At 43.8% G+C, this 17,479-nt stretch carries 14 protein-coding genes; 8 read left to right on the top strand and 6 right to left on the bottom strand.

The window, feature by feature from the left end; genetic code table 11:
• Positions 1-48: 48 nt before the first annotated feature.
• The gene (gene guaB, locus ACQY73_RS09200; RefSeq protein ID WP_428664536.1) at positions 49-1,521 is read left to right on the top strand and encodes an IMP dehydrogenase; all 1,473 of its coding nucleotides are present in this window, start codon (positions 49-51) and stop codon (positions 1,519-1,521) included.
• Positions 1,522-1,609: 88 nt separating this feature from the next.
• On the opposite strand, the gene ACQY73_RS09195 is transcribed toward guaB, so the two are convergent.
• A complete protein-coding gene (locus ACQY73_RS09195; protein WP_428664533.1) occupies positions 1,610-2,461 on the bottom strand; it encodes an AraC family transcriptional regulator in 852 nt (283 codons plus the stop codon).
• Between the two features lie 252 nt (positions 2,462-2,713).
• On the opposite strand from ACQY73_RS09195, the gene ACQY73_RS09190 reads away from it, so the two are divergent.
• Positions 2,714-3,970 carry an MFS transporter gene (locus ACQY73_RS09190; RefSeq protein ID WP_428664530.1) on the top strand — a complete coding sequence of 419 codons (1,257 nt, stop codon included), beginning with the start codon at positions 2,714-2,716 and terminating at the stop codon, positions 3,968-3,970.
• A gap of 38 nt (positions 3,971-4,008) precedes the next feature.
• On the top strand, positions 4,009-5,541 hold the full coding sequence (gene treF / locus ACQY73_RS09185; protein WP_428664527.1) for an alpha,alpha-trehalase TreF: 1,533 nt from the start codon (positions 4,009-4,011) through the stop codon (positions 5,539-5,541).
• 92 nt (positions 5,542-5,633) lie between these two features.
• Here the strand turns inward: treF and ACQY73_RS09180 are convergent, their stop codons facing one another.
• Both ACQY73_RS09180 and hisB read right to left on the bottom strand, forming a co-directional pair.
• Positions 5,634-6,116, bottom strand: a complete 483-nt coding sequence (locus tag ACQY73_RS09180; RefSeq protein ID WP_428664525.1) for a DUF3127 domain-containing protein — start codon at positions 6,114-6,116, stop codon at positions 5,634-5,636.
• Between the two features lie 244 nt (positions 6,117-6,360).
• A complete protein-coding gene (gene hisB, locus ACQY73_RS09175) occupies positions 6,361-7,482 on the bottom strand; it encodes a bifunctional histidinol-phosphatase/imidazoleglycerol-phosphate dehydratase HisB (RefSeq protein WP_428664523.1) in 1,122 nt (373 codons plus the stop codon).
• Positions 7,483-7,575: 93 nt separating this feature from the next.
• Here hisB and ACQY73_RS09170 point away from each other — a divergent pair, with 93 nt between their 5' ends.
• From ACQY73_RS09170 to ACQY73_RS09160, 3 genes are all read left to right on the top strand, one after another.
• Positions 7,576-8,922 (top strand): amidohydrolase, encoded by a 1,347-nt coding sequence (locus ACQY73_RS09170; protein ID WP_428664521.1) that lies wholly within the window; start codon positions 7,576-7,578, stop codon positions 8,920-8,922.
• Between the two features lie 563 nt (positions 8,923-9,485).
• Positions 9,486-10,070, top strand: coding sequence for an RNA polymerase sigma factor (locus tag ACQY73_RS09165; protein WP_428664518.1), 585 nt, complete (start codon positions 9,486-9,488; stop codon positions 10,068-10,070).
• Positions 10,042-11,715, top strand: a complete 1,674-nt coding sequence (locus ACQY73_RS09160) for a hypothetical protein (protein WP_428664516.1) — start codon at positions 10,042-10,044, stop codon at positions 11,713-11,715. The genes ACQY73_RS09165 and ACQY73_RS09160 overlap by 29 nt, the downstream gene beginning before the upstream one ends.
• A gap of 7 nt (positions 11,716-11,722) precedes the next feature.
• Here ACQY73_RS09160 and fbp read toward each other — a convergent pair whose 3' ends face one another.
• Both fbp and ACQY73_RS09150 read right to left on the bottom strand, forming a co-directional pair.
• A complete protein-coding gene (gene fbp, locus ACQY73_RS09155; RefSeq protein WP_428664513.1) occupies positions 11,723-12,721 on the bottom strand; it encodes a class 1 fructose-bisphosphatase in 999 nt (332 codons plus the stop codon).
• Positions 12,722-12,884: 163 nt separating this feature from the next.
• Positions 12,885-13,772, bottom strand: coding sequence for a fructosamine kinase family protein (locus ACQY73_RS09150; RefSeq protein ID WP_428664510.1), 888 nt, complete (start codon positions 13,770-13,772; stop codon positions 12,885-12,887).
• 56 nt (positions 13,773-13,828) lie between these two features.
• Here ACQY73_RS09150 and ACQY73_RS09145 point away from each other — a divergent pair, with 56 nt between their 5' ends.
• Positions 13,829-15,025, top strand: a complete 1,197-nt coding sequence (locus ACQY73_RS09145) for an anhydro-N-acetylmuramic acid kinase (RefSeq protein ID WP_428664507.1) — start codon at positions 13,829-13,831, stop codon at positions 15,023-15,025.
• 64 nt (positions 15,026-15,089) lie between these two features.
• On the opposite strand, the gene ACQY73_RS09140 is transcribed toward ACQY73_RS09145, so the two are convergent.
• A complete protein-coding gene (locus ACQY73_RS09140; RefSeq protein ID WP_428664504.1) occupies positions 15,090-16,346 on the bottom strand; it encodes an aspartyl protease family protein in 1,257 nt (418 codons plus the stop codon).
• A 250-nt stretch (positions 16,347-16,596) separates the two neighbouring features.
• On the opposite strand from ACQY73_RS09140, the gene tpiA reads away from it, so the two are divergent.
• Positions 16,597-17,361, top strand: coding sequence for a triose-phosphate isomerase (gene tpiA / locus ACQY73_RS09135; protein ID WP_428664501.1), 765 nt, complete (start codon positions 16,597-16,599; stop codon positions 17,359-17,361).
• Positions 17,362-17,479 lie beyond the last annotated feature (118 nt).

Below are 17,479 nucleotides of genomic sequence, written 5' to 3'. Positions count from 1 at the left end.
AAAATTTCTTCTAATTTTACGCGGCAAATAACGAATCGTTTATTTGCTATGCTCTCAGACACATCTAAGTTTCTTTACGAAGCCCTAACGTACGACGACGTTCTCCTCGTACCTGCCTACTCCGAAGTACTGCCGCGCGATACCAAAACGCAAACACAACTTACCCGTCACATTCGTCTCAACGTGCCGCTGATTTCAGCTGCTATGGACACCGTTACTGAATTTCAATTGGCCATTGCAATGGCGCAGGAAGGCGGTATCGGCATGATCCACAAAAACATGAGTGTCGAAGATCAAGCCGCCCAAGTTCGAAAAGTGAAACGTTCGGAAAGCGGAATGATCGTTGATCCTATTACGCTCAACGAAGATGCTACTCTTCGTGATGCAATGCGAATCATGGCCGAATTTAAGATCGGCGGCATTCCCGTTGTTGACAAAAACAGCCGACTTATCGGAATTGTTACTAACCGCGATCTGCGTTTTCAGAAAGACATGGCGAAAGGTGTTTCTGAAATAATGACGAAGGACAACCTTATTACTGCCCGCGAAGGCATTAGCCTTGAAGAAGCTGAAAGCACCCTTCAGGAATATAAAATTGAGAAATTACCTATCGTTGACAAAGACAATAAATTGGTAGGATTGGTCACTTACCGCGATATTATTAAGCGTAAAGATAACCCGAATGCCTGCAAAGATTCGCTGGGTCGTTTGCGTGTAGGAGCAGCAGTGGGCGTTACACCTGATTTGATCCGTCGGGTTGAAGCGCTGCTTAAAGCCGGGGTTGACGTAGTAAGCATTGATACAGCCCACGGCCATTCGCTTGGGGTGATCGAAGCATTGAAAGGCGTAAAAGCCCAATTTCCCAAATTGGATGTTATCGTAGGAAATATCGCCACGGGTGCTGCCGCTAAAGCATTGGTAGAGGCCGGTGCAGATGCCGTGAAAGTAGGAGTGGGGCCGGGAAGTATTTGTACTACCCGGATCATTGCGGGTATTGGGATGCCGCAACTTTCGGCCGTTTATGAGTCGGCCAAAGCCATTGAAGGTTCGGGCGTTCCGGTCATTGCCGATGGCGGAATCCGTTATTCGGGCGATGTTGTTAAAGCCATAGCGGGCGGCGCAAGTACCGTAATGATCGGTTCATTGCTGGCCGGCACCGACGAAGCACCGGGCGAAGAGATTTTATACGAAGGGCGCCGTTTTAAATCCTACCGTGGAATGGGTTCCGTAGAAGCGATGGAAGATGGCTCCAAAGACCGTTATTTCCAAGATGCGGAAGATGATATAAAAAAACTGGTTCCTGAAGGAATTGTCGGCCGTGTACCTTTTAAAGGAAAAGTGGCTGATATCGTATACCAATTGGTAGGAGGTCTGAAAGCAGGGATGGGCTATTGCGGAGCACCTGATATTGAGACGCTTAAACAAGCTCAATTTGTCAGGATCAGCGCGGCGGGGATGCGCGAAAGCCATCCGCACGATATTCAGATCGCCAAAGAGGCACCGAATTATACCACAAAGTAAAATCCGTAGGGGCAGGCCTTGCGTCTGCCCTTTTTTCTCGGCGTATTTTGGACGTAATTGGGCAGACGCAAGGCCTGCCCCTACGGATTTATTTCTGCAAAGCCTTTCGGTATTCCGAAGGGTTTTGTTGTTTATGGGCTTTAAAAACACGGTTGAAATAGGCAACATTACCAAACCCGCTTTCGTACCCAATGTCCGTAATACTTTTATCAGTAGAAAGCAGTCTGCACGCTTGATTGACGCGGTATTGATTGACGAAATCGGTAAACGTTGCATTCATCATCTTTTTGAAATAATGGCAAAAAGAAGGGACAGTTAAATGAATTATAGAAGCAATTTCCTGAATATCAATGGGTTTTTGATAATTTTCTTCGACGTATTTTAGGATTTTATTCAGGCGAATTTCGTCTTTGGGGCTTACTTCCAATTTAACTCCTTCGGTATTTAACAGAAAAGACTCATTGGAATTAGCCAACGTTTGAAGAATATTGATCAATTCCACTAAACGTTCAAACGGCGGTAAAAGCAACAATTCCCTAAGGCGTTCTTTCATGTGTGCTTTGGTTTCTCCGTGAAAACAAAGGCCCAAATGTGAGCGCTCAAAAAGTCGTTTGACGGCTTTCATTTCGGGCATTTCCAGAAAATGCTCGCCTAATAGATTCTCTTTCAGTTGAACCACAATTTCTTCGTGCGGGCCTACGGCCTCCTGCCCAAAGCCTGAATGCGGAACATTAGGGCCGATAAAAACCAGGTCACCGTCTTCATAATGACTGATGTGCATCCCTACATGGCGCCGGCCGGAGCCATTGAATACACAGACGATCTCGTATTCCGGATGATAATGGAACTGCCATCGAAAAAGCTCCGGTAAAACAATGTTATGAAGAATGCGAAAAGAACTCCCCTCATCGGGACGAATGACTTCAAATTCGGTTTTCATCGCCTGTGTTAAGCTATTTATTCCAAAAATAGAGTAAAAAATCTTAATATAGGATAAAAAATGCGCAATAGAAGCTTATTTTTTTTTGAGATAATAGTAGAACTTTGCCATGAAAAAATTGTCTCGGCTTTATCTCACTCCCCTATGATGATTGAAAAGCGGGCTTCGTCCCGCTTTTCTTATTTAAGTCCGGGCAGGAATTTCGTCCCTTGATCTTTTAACTTCCACTCCCATCCTTTTAACCTAAACCATATGCAATCGTATTGGAAAGTAAAGCTTTCGATATTCCTGAATTATTTTGTTTTTGCCATTCTGCTCAACAGCGTGGGAACCGTTATTTTACAGGTTCAACATACCTATGGTGTTTCTGAGACTTCGGCATCCATTCTGGAAGCCTTTAAGGATCTCAGCATTGCGGGCGTTTCTTTTTTGATCGCTTCTTATATCAATCGACTGGGTTACAAAAATGCAATGCTCGTCGCATTGGGCTTCAATGCGCTCGTTTGTTTATTGATGCCGTCTATTCATTCATTTGGCATGACCAAAGTGGTTTTTGCGGTGGCAGGAGCGGGTTTTGCACTTATTAAAGTATCGGTATACGGAACAATCGGCTTGGTCACGGCCGACAAAAAAGAACACATCAGCCTGATGAATTTCATAGAATCGTTTTTTATGGTGGGCATTTTGGCCGGCTATTTTATTTTCAGCGGTTTTATTGATGAGTCAGCGCCTACGGCATGGCTAAATGTATATTATGTGTTAGGCAGTATTGCGTTGATCGCTTTTGTTTTACTTCTGACAACTCCCCTCGACGAATCATCGTTGAAAATAGATGCCGCCAAGCCTTTTTTGGAAGATTTTGCCGACATGTTTCGTTTGGTCATACTGCCTTTGGTGCTCGTTTTTGTCATTTGTGCCTTTACGTATGTATTGATCGAACAAAGTATTATGAGTTGGCTGCCTACATTCAACAATAAAGTGCTGCATTTGCCCAATGCATTGAGTATTCAGATGGCAAGCCTGTTGGCGATTGCTACGGCGGTGGGGCGATTTTTGGCCGGTGTATTGTTGAAAAAACTCAATTGGCTGTTTGTGCTGATTGGTTGTTTGGCGATTTCGGCGGCTTTGGTAGTGATTGCGCTGCCGTTGGCTCAAAATGCCGCAACAAGCGGCGTTACGGGTTGGGGAAATGCTCCATTGGCAGCGTTTATCTTTCCAATGATCGGATTATTCTTAGCACCTATCTACCCTGCTATCAATTCATTGATATTAAGTTCATTGCCTGTTAACAAACACGGCCTGATGTCGGGTTTGATCGTCATTTTTTCGGCCTTGGGCGGCACGACCGGCTCGCTCATTACGGGCTACGTATTTGAACATTACGGCGGACAAACGGCTTTTTACTTTTCGCTCATACCCATCGGATTGCTAATTGTGGTTTTGATCTTATTCAGTCGTTTGCAGGGCAAAAATGTCACGCTTGAGATCAACTCGGTGGGTGGACATTGAGCGGATCATTGATGTATCATTTTTAATACTATGTACGAATGACTTTACCCGAATCTCAACATTCAGATGCTGCATTTGCTGAAAATTTTCAGTCGTTGTATAATGATGTACAGCAGAGTACCTTATTTCCTGACTCAAAAACATTTTCAGATGCAATTGCCAAATATCCTATTGTTCAGATAGTTGAGCAGTATGATCGGCAGAAGAATCAACCGAGTTTCGATTTAAAAACATTCGTTGAAGAGAATTTTACGCTTCCTGCCGAACAACTTACCGATTATCACAGCGACCTCCACAAACCGCTCCGGCAGCATTTGGAAGATCTATGGGAGGTATTGACCCGACAGCCTGAAAAAGCAAAAGATACAGGAAGTCTAATTCCGCTTCCGTTCAACTATGTGGTTCCCGGCGGGCGGTTCAGGGAGATTTATTATTGGGATTCATATTTTACAATGTTAGGGCTGCAAGCTTCGGGGCGCGAGGATCTAATCGAAAGTATGATCAATAACTTTGCTTATTTGATCGATACTGTTGGTTTTATTCCCAATGGCAATCGCACGTATTACCTGGGACGTTCGCAACCTCCTTTTTTTGCCTTAATGGTTGAGTTGTTGGTAGCCCAAAAAGGTGAAAAGATTTGGCAATACTATTTGCCTCAATTGGAAAAAGAATATGCATTTTGGATGCGCGGCCGTGAGGAATTATCAATAAAAAGTAAAGAAACATCGTCGAAAGGTCGTGTCGTAATGTTGCCTGACGGAAGCGTTTTGAATCGGTATTGGGACGACATTCCACAACCAAGACCCGAAGCTTACAAAGAAGATGTTGCGTTGGCGGCGCAGATAAAAGATCAATCTCCGGAAGATGTGTACCGACACTTGCGGGCGGCGGCTGAGTCAGGCTGGGATTTCAGCAGCCGATGGTTTAAGGATCGCGAATCCATGGCAACCATTCATACCACAGACCTTATTCCCGTTGATTTGAATTGTTTGATTTGGAATCTTGAAAAAAGTCTGCAATATGCCTATGAGTTACAGGGGAATACCTTTTTAGCAGCCATTTATCATCAGAAAGCAACCCAACGACAATTAGCTATCCAAACTTATTGTTGGAACGGGGCCCAGGGATTTTATTTTGATTATGATTGGAAACTGAACCAACAAACGAATAGCTACACCTTGGCAGCCACCTTTCCATTGTTTTTTTCATTGTCAACAGTAGCGCAGGCAACGCAGGTGGCGAAAGTGTTGGAGGAAAAGTTTTTGAAGAAAAACGGCTTGTTGACCACACTTCAATTTACACACGAGCAATGGGATGCCCCCAACGGCTGGGCTCCGCTGCAATGGATCTCCTATCAGGGCTTTAAAAACTATGATTTTGATGACTTGGCAAACCTGATAAAAACAAACTGGATGACCAATAACGAAGCGTATTACGCCAAAACGGGCAAAATGATGGAAAAATACAACGTGTTGACAGATGATGTTTCCGCTCAAGACGGCGAATATCCCAATCAGGATGGTTTTGGTTGGACGAATGGAGTGTATTTGAAAATGAAGGAAAGCCTTTGAATCAGCAGAAAAAAAATCTTTTGCTGATTTTATCAGACATGGCAAGGTTTGATCTTGTAGAAGAAAAACTTGCCATGTCTGATGATTAAAAACTAAAACGGCAGATTATCTTCATCACCGCTTTGGAAAGTAGACGGCAACTCAGTTGTAGGGCGAGTAGACGTGCCCGATGTGCCGGAAGTGGCAGGAGCAGGAGAAGCGTCAAAACCACCCGCGCCAAGCGCATCAATTTTCCATGCTTTAACGTCAGTGTACCAACGACCGTTGTATTCGCGGCTTTCAACGTCAAAAGAAACGTTTACTTCGTTGCCAACTTGCAGGGCGCTTTCATTGATCTTATCTCCCCAAGCCGAAATACATATCTTTTTTGGGTATTGTCCGTCGGTTTCAATGACGAAATCCTGTTTTTTCCATGCGCCGTTTTTGCCTTCACCCGTTTGTAAAGCCAATAACTGGATAACTCTTCCTTTAATGTCCATAATTAGTATATCGGAACGCCGATGCGATTTAAGGTTGCGTATAAAAAAACACGAGCCATCGGATGCTTCCAATCGCTCGTTCTTTTCTACGTACAAAAAGCATTGCTGCTTCGTACGATTGTACCTAGTCTTTAAAGAATTTTTTGTAGTTGCGCTCTTGGCTTTCCAAAATACTTCCTACCCAAAATGCGATTCCAAGTAACACAACATAAAATATAATTGTACCAATAGTTCTTAAGTCCATTATGATGATTTTAAATAGGTGAAACCTTTTTGTACTTCCTGCAAAAGTAATAAGGTAAGGTGCTTCGATACAAACTTAATTCGTTTTTTTTAAGAATTATAAAACTCCTTTGGTGGAGGGCAATACATCCAACGCTTTCAGATCACGTTTTACCGCCATTTTGATGGCTTTTGCCCATCCTTTAAAGATAGATTCAATCTTGTGGTGCTCGTTGGAGCCGGTACATTGAATGTTCAGATTGCAAAGCGCCGTATCTGAAAATGATTTGAAAAAGTGATAAAACATCTCAGTCGGCATTTCACCGATCTTTTCCCGTTTAAAATCAGCCTCCCAAACCAACCACGGCCGGCCCGAAAAATCAATGGCGACTTGGGCCAATGCTTCATCCATCGGTAGTAAAAAGCCATAGCGACTGATGCCGCGCTTATCGCCAAGAGCTTTGCGGTACGCTTCTCCAAGGGCTAAAGCTGTATCTTCGATGGTGTGGTGTTCGTCGATGTGAAGATCGCCTTCAACCGTTATTTTCAGATCTGCGCCTGAGTGTTTGGCCAATTGGTCGAGCATATGGTCAAAAAAGCCAATGCCTGTGTGCATTTCTGAATGCCCGTTGCCGTCAAGATTGAGTTCTATCTTAATTTGGGTTTCGCGGGTATTGCGCTCTACGGTGGCAGTACGCGCGGGCAAACGCAGATGTTCATAAATTTCATCCCAATCTTTACTTACCAACGAAATGGCATCGTGCTGCTCTTTGGGTAAATCAGCGGGCCATTCTGACGCAAATAAAATAGCTTTGGCGCCCAAATTTACCGCCAACTGCACATCCGTCAGGCGGTCACCAATGACGTAACTATGGGCCAGGTCGTACGCATCGCTGAAATATTCGTTCAATAACGCCGTACCCGGTTTGCGCGTGGGAGCGTTTTCGTGTGGGAAACTACGATCAATGTGAATATTTTGAAACGTAACACCTTCACCTTCCAGCGTTTGGAGCATTTTATTTTGAGCAGGCCAAAAAGTATCTTCAGGAAAGGAATCAGTGCCTAATCCATCCTGATTGGTCACCATCACAAAGCCGAAATCCGTTTCTTCAGCTAAACGGCGTAAGTTGGAGATGGTTTTAGGTAAAAAAGCCAGTTTTTCTAATGAATCTACCTGAAAGTCAACGGGCGGTTCTGCAATAATGGTCCCGTCGCGGTCTATGAAAAGAAGTTTTTGCATTAATCTCAATGGTTTAAACCGCGAATATCGAACATACCATTCCGATTTTTCATAAATTGCTTGAAATTTTTCTTAACGACAACTAATAACTTCATGAACAAACCTATCTTATGCGGCATTATTGCGGGGCTTAGCCTTTCTACCGGCTTTGCTCAAAGCGGCCTCAAACCCGTCATTAATCAGTCGGCCGATGCCATTGAAAGTAAAGTCATTGCGTGGCGTCGCGATTTTCACGAACATCCTGAATTAGGAAACCAAGAAGTAAGAACCGCCAATATCGTGGCCGAACATCTGCGTAAACTGGGCTACGAAGTTCGCGAAAAAGTAGCCGTAACGGGCGTAGTGGCGGTACTCAAAGGAGGTAAGCCCGGTCCGGTGGTAGCACTGAGAGCGGATATGGATGCCTTGCCCGTAACGGAGCGAGTAGACGTACCGTTCAAATCGAAAGTAATGACGGAATTCAACAACCAGAAAACGGGCGTTATGCACGCGTGTGGGCATGATAGCCACGTAGCGATCTTAATGGGTGTTGCAGAAGTATTGGCTTCTATGCAAAAAGATTTGTCCGGAACGGTAAAGTTGATCTTTCAACCGGCCGAAGAAGGAGTTTATAACGGGCAGACGTTTGGCGCCAACCGTATGATCGAAGAAGGTGCATTGGAAAATCCAAAAGTAGATGCCATTTTTGGGCTACACATCAATTCTCAAACGGAGGTTGGCAAGATTCGTTACCGTCCGGGCGCTACGATGGCGGCGGTTGACCAATTGACCATCAAACTGAAAGGAAAACAGGCACACGGCGCGTCTCCTTGGTCGGGCGTAGACCCTATCGTGACGGCTTCACAGATCGTAATGGGTCTGCAAACCATTGTTAGCCGTAATGTAAACATTACCGAAAACCCTGCCGTTGTCACCGTAGGCGCTATTCATGGTGGAATTCGTTACAATATTATCCCTGAATCACTGGAAATGATCGGTACCATTCGGACATTTGGCGACGATCAACAGGCATTGGTACACCGTCGTATCAAAGAAATATCTACCAATATTGCCGAAAGTGCCGGCGCAAAAGCAGATGTTGAAATCGGTATCGGCTATCCTGCAACGGTGAATGATCCTGCACTTACGGACAAAATGATTCCAACGCTGGAAGCATTGGCAGGAAAAGAAAACGTTATCATTTCTCCCGTTCAAACGGGGGCCGAGGATTTCAGCTATTTCCAAAAGAAAATCCCGGGCTTCTTTTTCTTCCTGGGTGGAATGCCCAAAGGCAAAAGCCCTTACGACGTTCCTTCGCACCACACCCCTGACTTTTTCATCGACGAAAGCGGTTTCACATTGGGCGTAAAATCCCTGAGCCATTTGGTGGTGGATTATATGGAAATGAACTCAAAAGCCGCTGCAACAACAAGCGCAAAAGCGAAGAAGGTAGGCAAGTAATTTCTTATTGATTTTATATGAAAAGAGCAGACGGAAAACCCTCTGCTCTTTTTGTTGCTGCTTAAATGTTATTTCTCAGTAGTGAAGTGAGTTTTTATTTGATCTCTTTCACTGCCGGTTGTTCTATGGAATAGTAGCTATTTTTGAAACGATCTCCCGAAATATAGTTGCCTCATTGTTCAAAAAATAAGTATAATGGTATATTGAATAAGTAAGCCATAAGAATTAATTTACATTATTTTGTTTGACCCCGGATGGGGTCAAACAACCGGCCAATAATTTAAACTGATTTTGAACAGGTACTTAAATAGTTTAGGATATTCTATCTTTGAAAATTCTATATGAAGTGAATTTTGGAAAGGTATTTACGATAGCGTTGCTCTCTGTTTCATTTTTCAAAGATAACTTTAGAAAAAAATAATACATTCACCGGGCCGATACAAAAATCAATGTCTGAACTTCTGCATTTTGCTTTTGGTTATTCTACTTCTATAAAAAAAATCTTATCTTTTCAGAGCCATAGACGCAACCTATCATTTCAAATTTCCGTAAACTGATACTGGATGTTATTTTCTCGTGCGTTGAAAACTTTACCGGAACTGCTTGAAGGCTGTCTGCAAAACGACCGCAAGTGTCAGGAATTGCTTTATAAGCAATTCTACGGTTACGCCATGGGAGTTTGCATGCGCTATGTGCCTAATCGGGAAGAAGCTCTGGAAGTGGTCAACGACGGTTTTCTGAAAATATTCCAAAAAGTTCAGAAATACGATGCTGAAAAACCCTTTAAAATATGGTTACGGCGCATTATGATTAATACTGCATTGGACCATTATCGCCAAAATGTAAAATACCAAAACCACACTGATCTCAGTGTAGCTGAAAATACTGTTGCCGCTTCCGACGGTGACAACGCATACAGTCAGTTGGCACACGAAGATCTGATCGAGCTTATTCAACAGCTTACTCCGGCTTACCGCACTGTTTTTAATTTGTACGTCATTGATGGTTATTCACACGAAGAAATCGCCCGGCAACTGGGCATAAGTGAGGGGACTTCCAAATCAAATTTGGCACGTGCCCGCGAAAATTTAAGAGTTATGTTATCTAAAAAGAAAAGCAATGAGTATGCAAGAGTTTCCGGACGATGAACTGGACGAACTCTTCAGAAAATCTGCTGAGGAGTTTGAACCGGAATATGAACCCCAGGCATGGGCCAAGATGCGCAAAAAGCTGGATAATAACGGAGGCATTCAAAAAAGGCCTCTGTTGTTACCGATTCTTCTATTGCTTTTAGTTTTATCTGTTTTCAGCGTTGGCGGTTATGTATTGTGGCCTCAACTTAAAACGTTGGCCTCTAAAGATTCTACAGGAACGTCCTCCGTTTCACATCAAAGTTTGGCGTCGAATCAACCCAACGCAGGAAGTGAAAAAGAGACGAAGCTTTCTCCCGAAAATACCTCCAACAGTCCTGAACAAAACGATCTCAAACAACAAACGGAATTGAAGCAAGCCGAAGTGGAGGGAACCAAAGGCGTTTTCCCAGCCAATGCTTCTGAAAATAAAGAGGACGTTTCAGACAAAACAGTTGCTGCTGCCTCTACTCTTGCTTCAACAAAAGATAAAAAGGACGATCTCATCAACCCCAAAAAACAGGCTGCCGACACTAAAAAAGCCGGTTCTCCCGAATCGCCTTCCCGCATATCAACGACGACCTATAAGGCTGAACGTTCGAAAGTGAAATCAGGTCAAAAAATGCGTGAGGTAAATCCGACCCTTTCAACCGTTCCTGCTGTTGCCTTTTCGACAAAACACTCGTCGTCCAAAACCGGATCAACGGCAGACCAACAACCGGTAAATGCTGCCAACAGGAAGATCAAAAACGAATTTTCAGGTTCGTTAGGTAAGAAAAGCAATTTAATAACTGCTGATCAAAACAAGCTTTTATCACCCGACCGTTCATCTGCCTCTACGCCGGCTTCAGAAAAATCCACTTCGATCAATTCTTCCGTTCCGGCCGGCAATAACGGTCTGGAAACGGCAGTTATGACGCCACAAATCAGTACTCCAAATGAACTTTCAATCCATCAGTGGAAGCTTCTAAAGGTGGCTCATGCACCTATTGAAGTTTCGTACGCCACTCCTCCGGCGCCTTTGGCAATCGTTAAAAAACCGGAAACGGGAGTTGCTTCCGTCTTTAAGCCGGGGTTGAGTCTACGAGTATTAGCCGCACCGGATTTGAGTTTTATTGGATTTGATCAAATGAAACGCCCGGGCATTACGTTGGGCGCTATGTTGGAATACCGATTCAACAACAGATTCAGCGTGCAGGCGGGCGCTATTCGGGCGATGAAACTGTACGATGCCCTCGGCAGCCAATACATCTGGCCGGAAGCATGGAATTCACAAAAAGCGCGCCCCAGCAACATTGAAGCCGCCTGTAAAGTATTGGATATTCCCTTCAATCTGCGCTATGACATTACCCAAGCCGCCGATAAAAGATGGTTTGTGTCATTGGGAATTTCAAGTTATAAAATGATCAACGAGAAATATATTTACATTTATCCTCCCCATTCCTATAACATCAAATGGCCTGATTGGGAAGGCTCTACCGGTAGTTATTGGTTTGGAGTGTTAAATGTATCAATGGGTTTTGAGCGTCAAATAAGCAAAAGATTCACACTACAGGGAGAGCCTTATCTTAAAATCCCGTTGTCGCAGGTAGGTTTGGGGAAAATAAAGCTCAATACCGCAGGCATATTCATCTCTGCCCGTTATCGGTTAGGTCGTTTTTAAACTTCAATTACATTAAATTCATCAACTCATTGACCATCGTCTCTGCGCCAATGTAAAGCGGTGCGCGTTGATGCAGTGATTCCGGCGTTATTTCCAACACCCGTTGAAAACCGTTAACGGCTTTTGCCCCCGCCTGTTCGGCAATCATTGCCAACGGAAAACACTCGTACAAAAGGCGCAATTTCCCTTTAGGATCTTTATTGGTTGGAGGATATAAATAAATGCCGCCTTTCAACAGATTCCGGTGAAAATCGCCTACCAACGAGCCAATATACCGTGCAGAATATTTGCGTTTACGGCACTTGATCAGGTACTCTCGTACAAAACTCTCGTAACTGTTATAGTTTCCTTCGTTGTACGAAAAGATCTTCCCATCCAAGGGGCTGCGAATATCCGCGTGAGAAAGAATGAATTCTCCCAACGAAAAATCATAGGTAAAACCCGCTACACCGTTTCCCGTAGTATAGACCAAAATGGTGGAAGAACCGTATAAAATATACCCGGCGGCTACCTGCTTATCTCCGCCTTGCAGAAAATCTTCCAATGTTGGCTTCTCGCCAAGCGGACTCACACGACGGTAAATCGAAAAAATAGTACCAATAGAAACGTTAACGTCGATATTGGAAGAACCATCCAACGGATCAATGGCCACTACGTATTTGCTTTGGTTATTTCCGGTATAGATAATATCGTCCTCTTCTTCCGAAATAATTCCGCATACTTCGCCGCCGTTGATAAGCGCCCGGATAAAACGAATGTTCGCCACCACATCCAATTTTTGCTGTGCCTCGCCCTGAACATTGTCGGTTCCAAAACCTCCCGTAATATCGATCAAACCGGCGCGATTAATTTCACGGTTAATGATTTTTCCGGCCAAAGCGATGTCTCTCAGTAATTGGGAAAGTTCTCCTGTAGCAAATGGAAAGGCGTTTTGGTTGTGCATGATATAACGGTCTAACGTTACACCTACGGGCACTGCAATGTGTTGAGCAATGTTCGTTTCCATATTTTCCGTTGAGATTGATTTTGTAGAACTGTATTACACAAAACTACAAAATATTATATTTTTGCAATCGAAAACAGAAAAATAAAATTTTGATTTTTATAAAAAATGTACAATTTTAAATCGCCCTGCTTTTCATCCAATTTTTTACTTAAAACGTGAAATTTTAAACACCGACATAACGCTTGACAAGTCGTTCGACGGGAGGCAAATAGCTTTTCCCGAAAAGATTGACATGAACCAGCAACGGGTACAGGTTATAAATGGGAATGCGCGCTTCAAAATGAGGTTCAAGCGGGAAGGCTTCTTCATAATTATCGTAAAATTCATCGTCAAAACCGCCAAAAAGGTGCGTAAAAGCAATTTCAGCTTCTCGTAAACCATAATAAGGAGCGGGATCTGCCAAGGCAACCCGCCCCTGTTCATTGACCAGAAAATTACCCGACCACAGATCCCCGTGCAGAAGTGCCGGGCGTTCGTTGGGAAGTAAGTTTTTAAGAAGGGGATAAAATCGCTCCAAGCGGTTGTACAATTCATGGTCAATCAAGTTATTGTACAATGCCAATCCTGCCTGGGCGCGCAGGCGATTTTCTATAAAAAAGTCAATCCCATTTTCGACAAATGTATTGACCTGCTCCAGCGAGCCGATATAATTATCAAAGTCTAACCCAAAATCGGGACGCGTGTGGGAATGAAGTGCGGCCAACGCGTGTCCGAAAATCCGCCAAAAATCGGGGCGCTGTCCTCCGTTCTCCACAAACTCCTGAATCAAATAGGCCTTGCCTCCGTTTTTACCATACCCATGCACAAGAGGAATGTGAATCGCATTTGTTTTTCGTAACAGTGCTAATCCACGCGCCTCTTTTTCAAACATATCTTCTTTTTCGGCGTGATTAAATTTAACAAAAAACGTACCTTCGGGCGTAAAAATTCGGGCGGCCGTATTGATACTTCCTCCCGAAACAAATCGAGCCTCTGTCACTTCAATGGTGTGCCCGAGGGTTTCAAAAAGTATACTTTCAAAAAATTGATATTGATCGTTTCCTGCCCACATAACACAAAATTAAACACCGATCGATTTTTCAATTGAGTATTGACATCGACTTTTATATGAATCCAAACCTAACAAAACTTTTCCACATCGCCCAAAAACCGGAACGCCGAATCATAGGCCTTATGTCGGGCACTTCCATGGATGGATTAGACGTTGCCGTGTGTCGTTTCAGCGGCAGCGGTTCGACTACAAGTGTCACGCTCGAACACTTCGATACCGTCTCATTCAGCGAAGACATCAAAGATGAGATCAGAAAAGTGTTTGCCAAGAAAGAAATTGATTTTCAACATCTTTGCCTGCTAAACGCATGGACCGGACAGCTTCACGGCAAACTGGTGTTGGACTGTTTGAAAAAATTTCAGCTTGAACCGCAGGATATAGATATCGTTGCAAGTCATGGACAAACCGTTTTTCACGCTCCGAAAATCCTGCACCGCCTCAAAAAATATCCCAATGCAACCCTGCAAATTGGCGACGGTGATCATATTGCCGTCACAACAGGAATCATTACTCTCAGCGATTTTCGGCAAAAACATTGTGCTGCCGGCGGCGAAGGCGCGCCATTGGCGGTGTATGGCGATTATTTTATTTTTTCCAAAAAAGACGAAAATCGCATTATGCTCAACATGGGTGGAATTGCCAATTTTACCTATCTGCCCGGCACTTTAAATGCGGAGGAAGTTTTTGTAACCGATACAGGTCCGGGAAATACGTTAGTCGATGCCTTTGCCCGTCAATTTTTCAATTTGCCGTACGATAAAGGCGGTGAAATTGCCGCAAGCGGAAAAGTAAATGCCGACCTTCTGGAATTTCTGAAAAAAGATCCTTTTTTTGAAGCACCTTTTCCCAAAACAACGGGTCCGGAATTGTTTAATTTAGACTATGTGCGCTTGGCACAACAACGCAGCGATACTACCTCTTTAGCCCCGGAAGATATCATGGCTACATTGACCCGATTTTCGGCAGAAACCATTGCAGAATCCATCCTGAGGGTTTGTAAAGAAGAAGAAAGCTATCGGTTGTATCTGAGTGGCGGGGGCATGCATAATCCTGTATTGGTGGGTGCATTGGGCGAATTGCTACCGAATTTTCCGATGGACGCTACCGATTCCTTAGGAATAGCCGGCGATGCCAAAGAAGCCGTCCTGTTTGCCATTCTGGCCAACGAAACACTGTGTGGTCAACCCACCGATTTTGGCAGCAGAGAAGGGGTCCCAAGTGTATCAATGGGTAAGATTTCCTTTCCTTCTTAAAAATACGCATATAAACCTTATAGGTCTGTTTACAGTTGACAAACAGACCTATAAGGTTTTGTTTTCAGATCATTCGCTTCAATTGGAATTTGGCAAATTGTATACTTCCTTTTCGACGAATAAGAAGCGTAATTTCTTTGCCTTCTCCTTTCTGAAGCAGTTTATAGACTTCACTGATGACTAAATCGTCTGAAGATTTATTATTGATAAACAGTACCTCATCGCCTTCCTGCAATCCGGCTTCCCACGCCGGGGAACCTTCTACAATTTTGTCAATGTAAAATTTACGAAGGTCAACACCTTTTGCCCGCAATTCCATCCCGCTCATGTCGTGTTCAAAGGTCTCTTTTAAACGGCGTTTGACAGGTTTAAGAACAATATACCGATCTGCATAGTTGAAGGTTACCCGAAAACGCCGCAGCAATTCACAGCCAATGTTACCCTGTCGTTCGGTACGGGCCGCGAATTTTACCCCAAAAGCCAAACTGTCGGGAAAAGAGGCCAGTACATTGTCCAGTTCATATTTTCCAAAACGGACTTTATCGATTCTACCTAAGTTTCCATTGATCACCCCATTAAGTCCTCGCCCTAATTGGGCACGCAGGACTTTCTCAGGAAGTTGAATTTTGTTATCGTACGATTTATCGATCAACAACGCATGGCCCGCCCCGGTATCGATCACCACTCGAATAGGAAGTTCTTTTCCATTTCCAACCAATGCAATAACATCTGCATAGGGTTTGGTGTCTTCAATAATAATGGGATATCTGTCTCCTTGTTTGCGACGGTATTTGTAGCTTTCAGGTTTTATCAAAACCAGTTCCCGATTGGTAAAATCAATGGTCACCACAAAATTATTGAATACTTCATAACCAAATATACCATCAATAGGAATGCCAACATATTCAGAAAGTTGCAGTACATCTTCTTCCAATACTACGATGTTTTGATATGTAGCCCGCATACGACCCATTTCGATCACATTACCGATCGCTACCGAAGCACTCAACGATTGTCCTTCGCCCGCCCCTGTGAGTTGCACGCGGCGTGTATAGCGCAGATTTTGCTTTTTAACCGCTGCAGGATTTGTAATAATAAGCGAGCTTACACCTGTATCAAGAATAAAATGAAGGGTATCAGAGTTATTGACTTTGACCGGAACAACAATAAGATTTGCGTGTAATTCAAAGGGAATTCGCGTGAATTTGGAATTCCCCAACAAAAAGTACCCGAACTTATCTTCTTTCCTGGTGCTTTTTTGAGCGAAGATGAAAAAAGGTAAAAAGGATAAAAGGGCCAAGTATATATAACGTCGTACCATAGCTACCCCCGGAAAAAACGATTGGCTGTTAGTAAAGTTATTGTTATTTCTTAGAAAAACAAAAAATATACCCAAAAAAGTGCCGTTTTGAATTAATATATTCTTACTAATTTCGCAACGCTTTCTTTACAGGCAAAAGCTCTTTTTCAACTAATTTTGAAGTTTTCATGCAAACAGCAGGAAAGTACTTTCAAAGCCTGAATATACGAAATAAAATCAACCCAATATTCATTCAAACTCCTCTATTCCAATGAGAAAAAAAATAGTAGCCGGCAACTGGAAAATGAACAAGACCCTCGACGAGGCGCTCATTCTTACCTCTGAAGTGGTCAATATGGTTCGCGACGAAGTGATTGGCGACGTGGAAGTTGTCCTGTGTACGCCTTACATCTACCTGCCGGTATTACAGAAATACGTTGAAGAAGTAGACCGCATCTCTTTGGGAGCACAAAATTGTCACCAAAAAGCATCGGGTGCTTATACAGGAGAGATTTCGGCCGCTATGCTTGCTGCTCTGGGTACGCCTTACGTGCTGGTCGGACACAGCGAGCGCCGCCAATATTTTGGAGAAACCGATGAGTTATTGGCCGAAAAGGTAAAAATTTCTTTGGCAAACGGTTTGAAACCTATTTTCTGTTGCGGTGAATTGTTGGAACAACGCCAAAACGAAGATTTCTTAGCTATCGTAAAAGCACAGATCACTGCTGCTCTTTTTGATCTGTCGGCCGAAGATTTCGGTAAAGTAGTAATTGCTTACGAACCTGTTTGGGCAATTGGTACGGGCTTGACGGCTTCGTCGCAACAGGCGCAGGAAATGCACGCGGAATTGCGCGCACACATCGCCGGTCAATACGGCGAGCAAGTAGCTGACGATACCACTATCCTGTATGGCGGAAGCTGCAACGAAAAAAATGCAGCAGAACTCTTCGCTTGCCCTGACGTTGATGGCGGTCTGATCGGTGGTGCTTCGCTCAAGTCTCGCGAGTTTACCAACATCATCAAAGCTCGGATGTAGATTTTTAAGAGTTAGCGGTCTGACGGTTTTGAACGGGGACACGGTACCGCAACGGCGTGCCGTTGCGGCCCGGTCCGTCAGACTGCTGATTATACCAACTTTATACACTGTATTCCTT

The sequence above is a fragment of the Runella sp. genome (assembly GCF_965279615.1).
In the GTDB taxonomy this organism is placed as follows: Bacteria; Bacteroidota; Bacteroidia; order Cytophagales; family Spirosomataceae; genus Runella.
This window is presented reverse-complemented; position numbering and strand designations above follow the sequence as displayed.

Bases quoted from the DNA above. Each gene is read 5' to 3' on its own strand.
- guaB (WP_428664536.1), top strand. From the start codon at position 49: ATGCTCTCAGACACATCTAAGTTTCTTTACGAAGCCCTAACGTACGAC.
- ACQY73_RS09195 (WP_428664533.1), bottom strand. From the start codon at position 2,461: ATGAAAACCGAATTTGAAGTCATTCGTCCCGATGAGGGGAGTTCTTTT.
- ACQY73_RS09190 (WP_428664530.1), top strand. From the start codon at position 2,714: ATGCAATCGTATTGGAAAGTAAAGCTTTCGATATTCCTGAATTATTTT.
- treF (WP_428664527.1), top strand. From the start codon at position 4,009: ATGACTTTACCCGAATCTCAACATTCAGATGCTGCATTTGCTGAAAAT.
- hisB (WP_428664523.1), bottom strand. From the start codon at position 7,482: ATGCAAAAACTTCTTTTCATAGACCGCGACGGGACCATTATTGCAGAA.
- ACQY73_RS09170 (WP_428664521.1), top strand. From the start codon at position 7,576: ATGAACAAACCTATCTTATGCGGCATTATTGCGGGGCTTAGCCTTTCT.
- ACQY73_RS09165 (WP_428664518.1), top strand. From the start codon at position 9,486: ATGTTATTTTCTCGTGCGTTGAAAACTTTACCGGAACTGCTTGAAGGC.
- ACQY73_RS09160 (WP_428664516.1), top strand. From the start codon at position 10,042: ATGAGTATGCAAGAGTTTCCGGACGATGAACTGGACGAACTCTTCAGA.
- fbp (WP_428664513.1), bottom strand. From the start codon at position 12,721: ATGGAAACGAACATTGCTCAACACATTGCAGTGCCCGTAGGTGTAACG.
- ACQY73_RS09150 (WP_428664510.1), bottom strand. From the start codon at position 13,772: ATGTGGGCAGGAAACGATCAATATCAATTTTTTGAAAGTATACTTTTT.
- ACQY73_RS09145 (WP_428664507.1), top strand. From the start codon at position 13,829: ATGAATCCAAACCTAACAAAACTTTTCCACATCGCCCAAAAACCGGAA.
- ACQY73_RS09140 (WP_428664504.1), bottom strand. From the start codon at position 16,346: ATGGTACGACGTTATATATACTTGGCCCTTTTATCCTTTTTACCTTTT.
- tpiA (WP_428664501.1), top strand. From the start codon at position 16,597: ATGAGAAAAAAAATAGTAGCCGGCAACTGGAAAATGAACAAGACCCTC.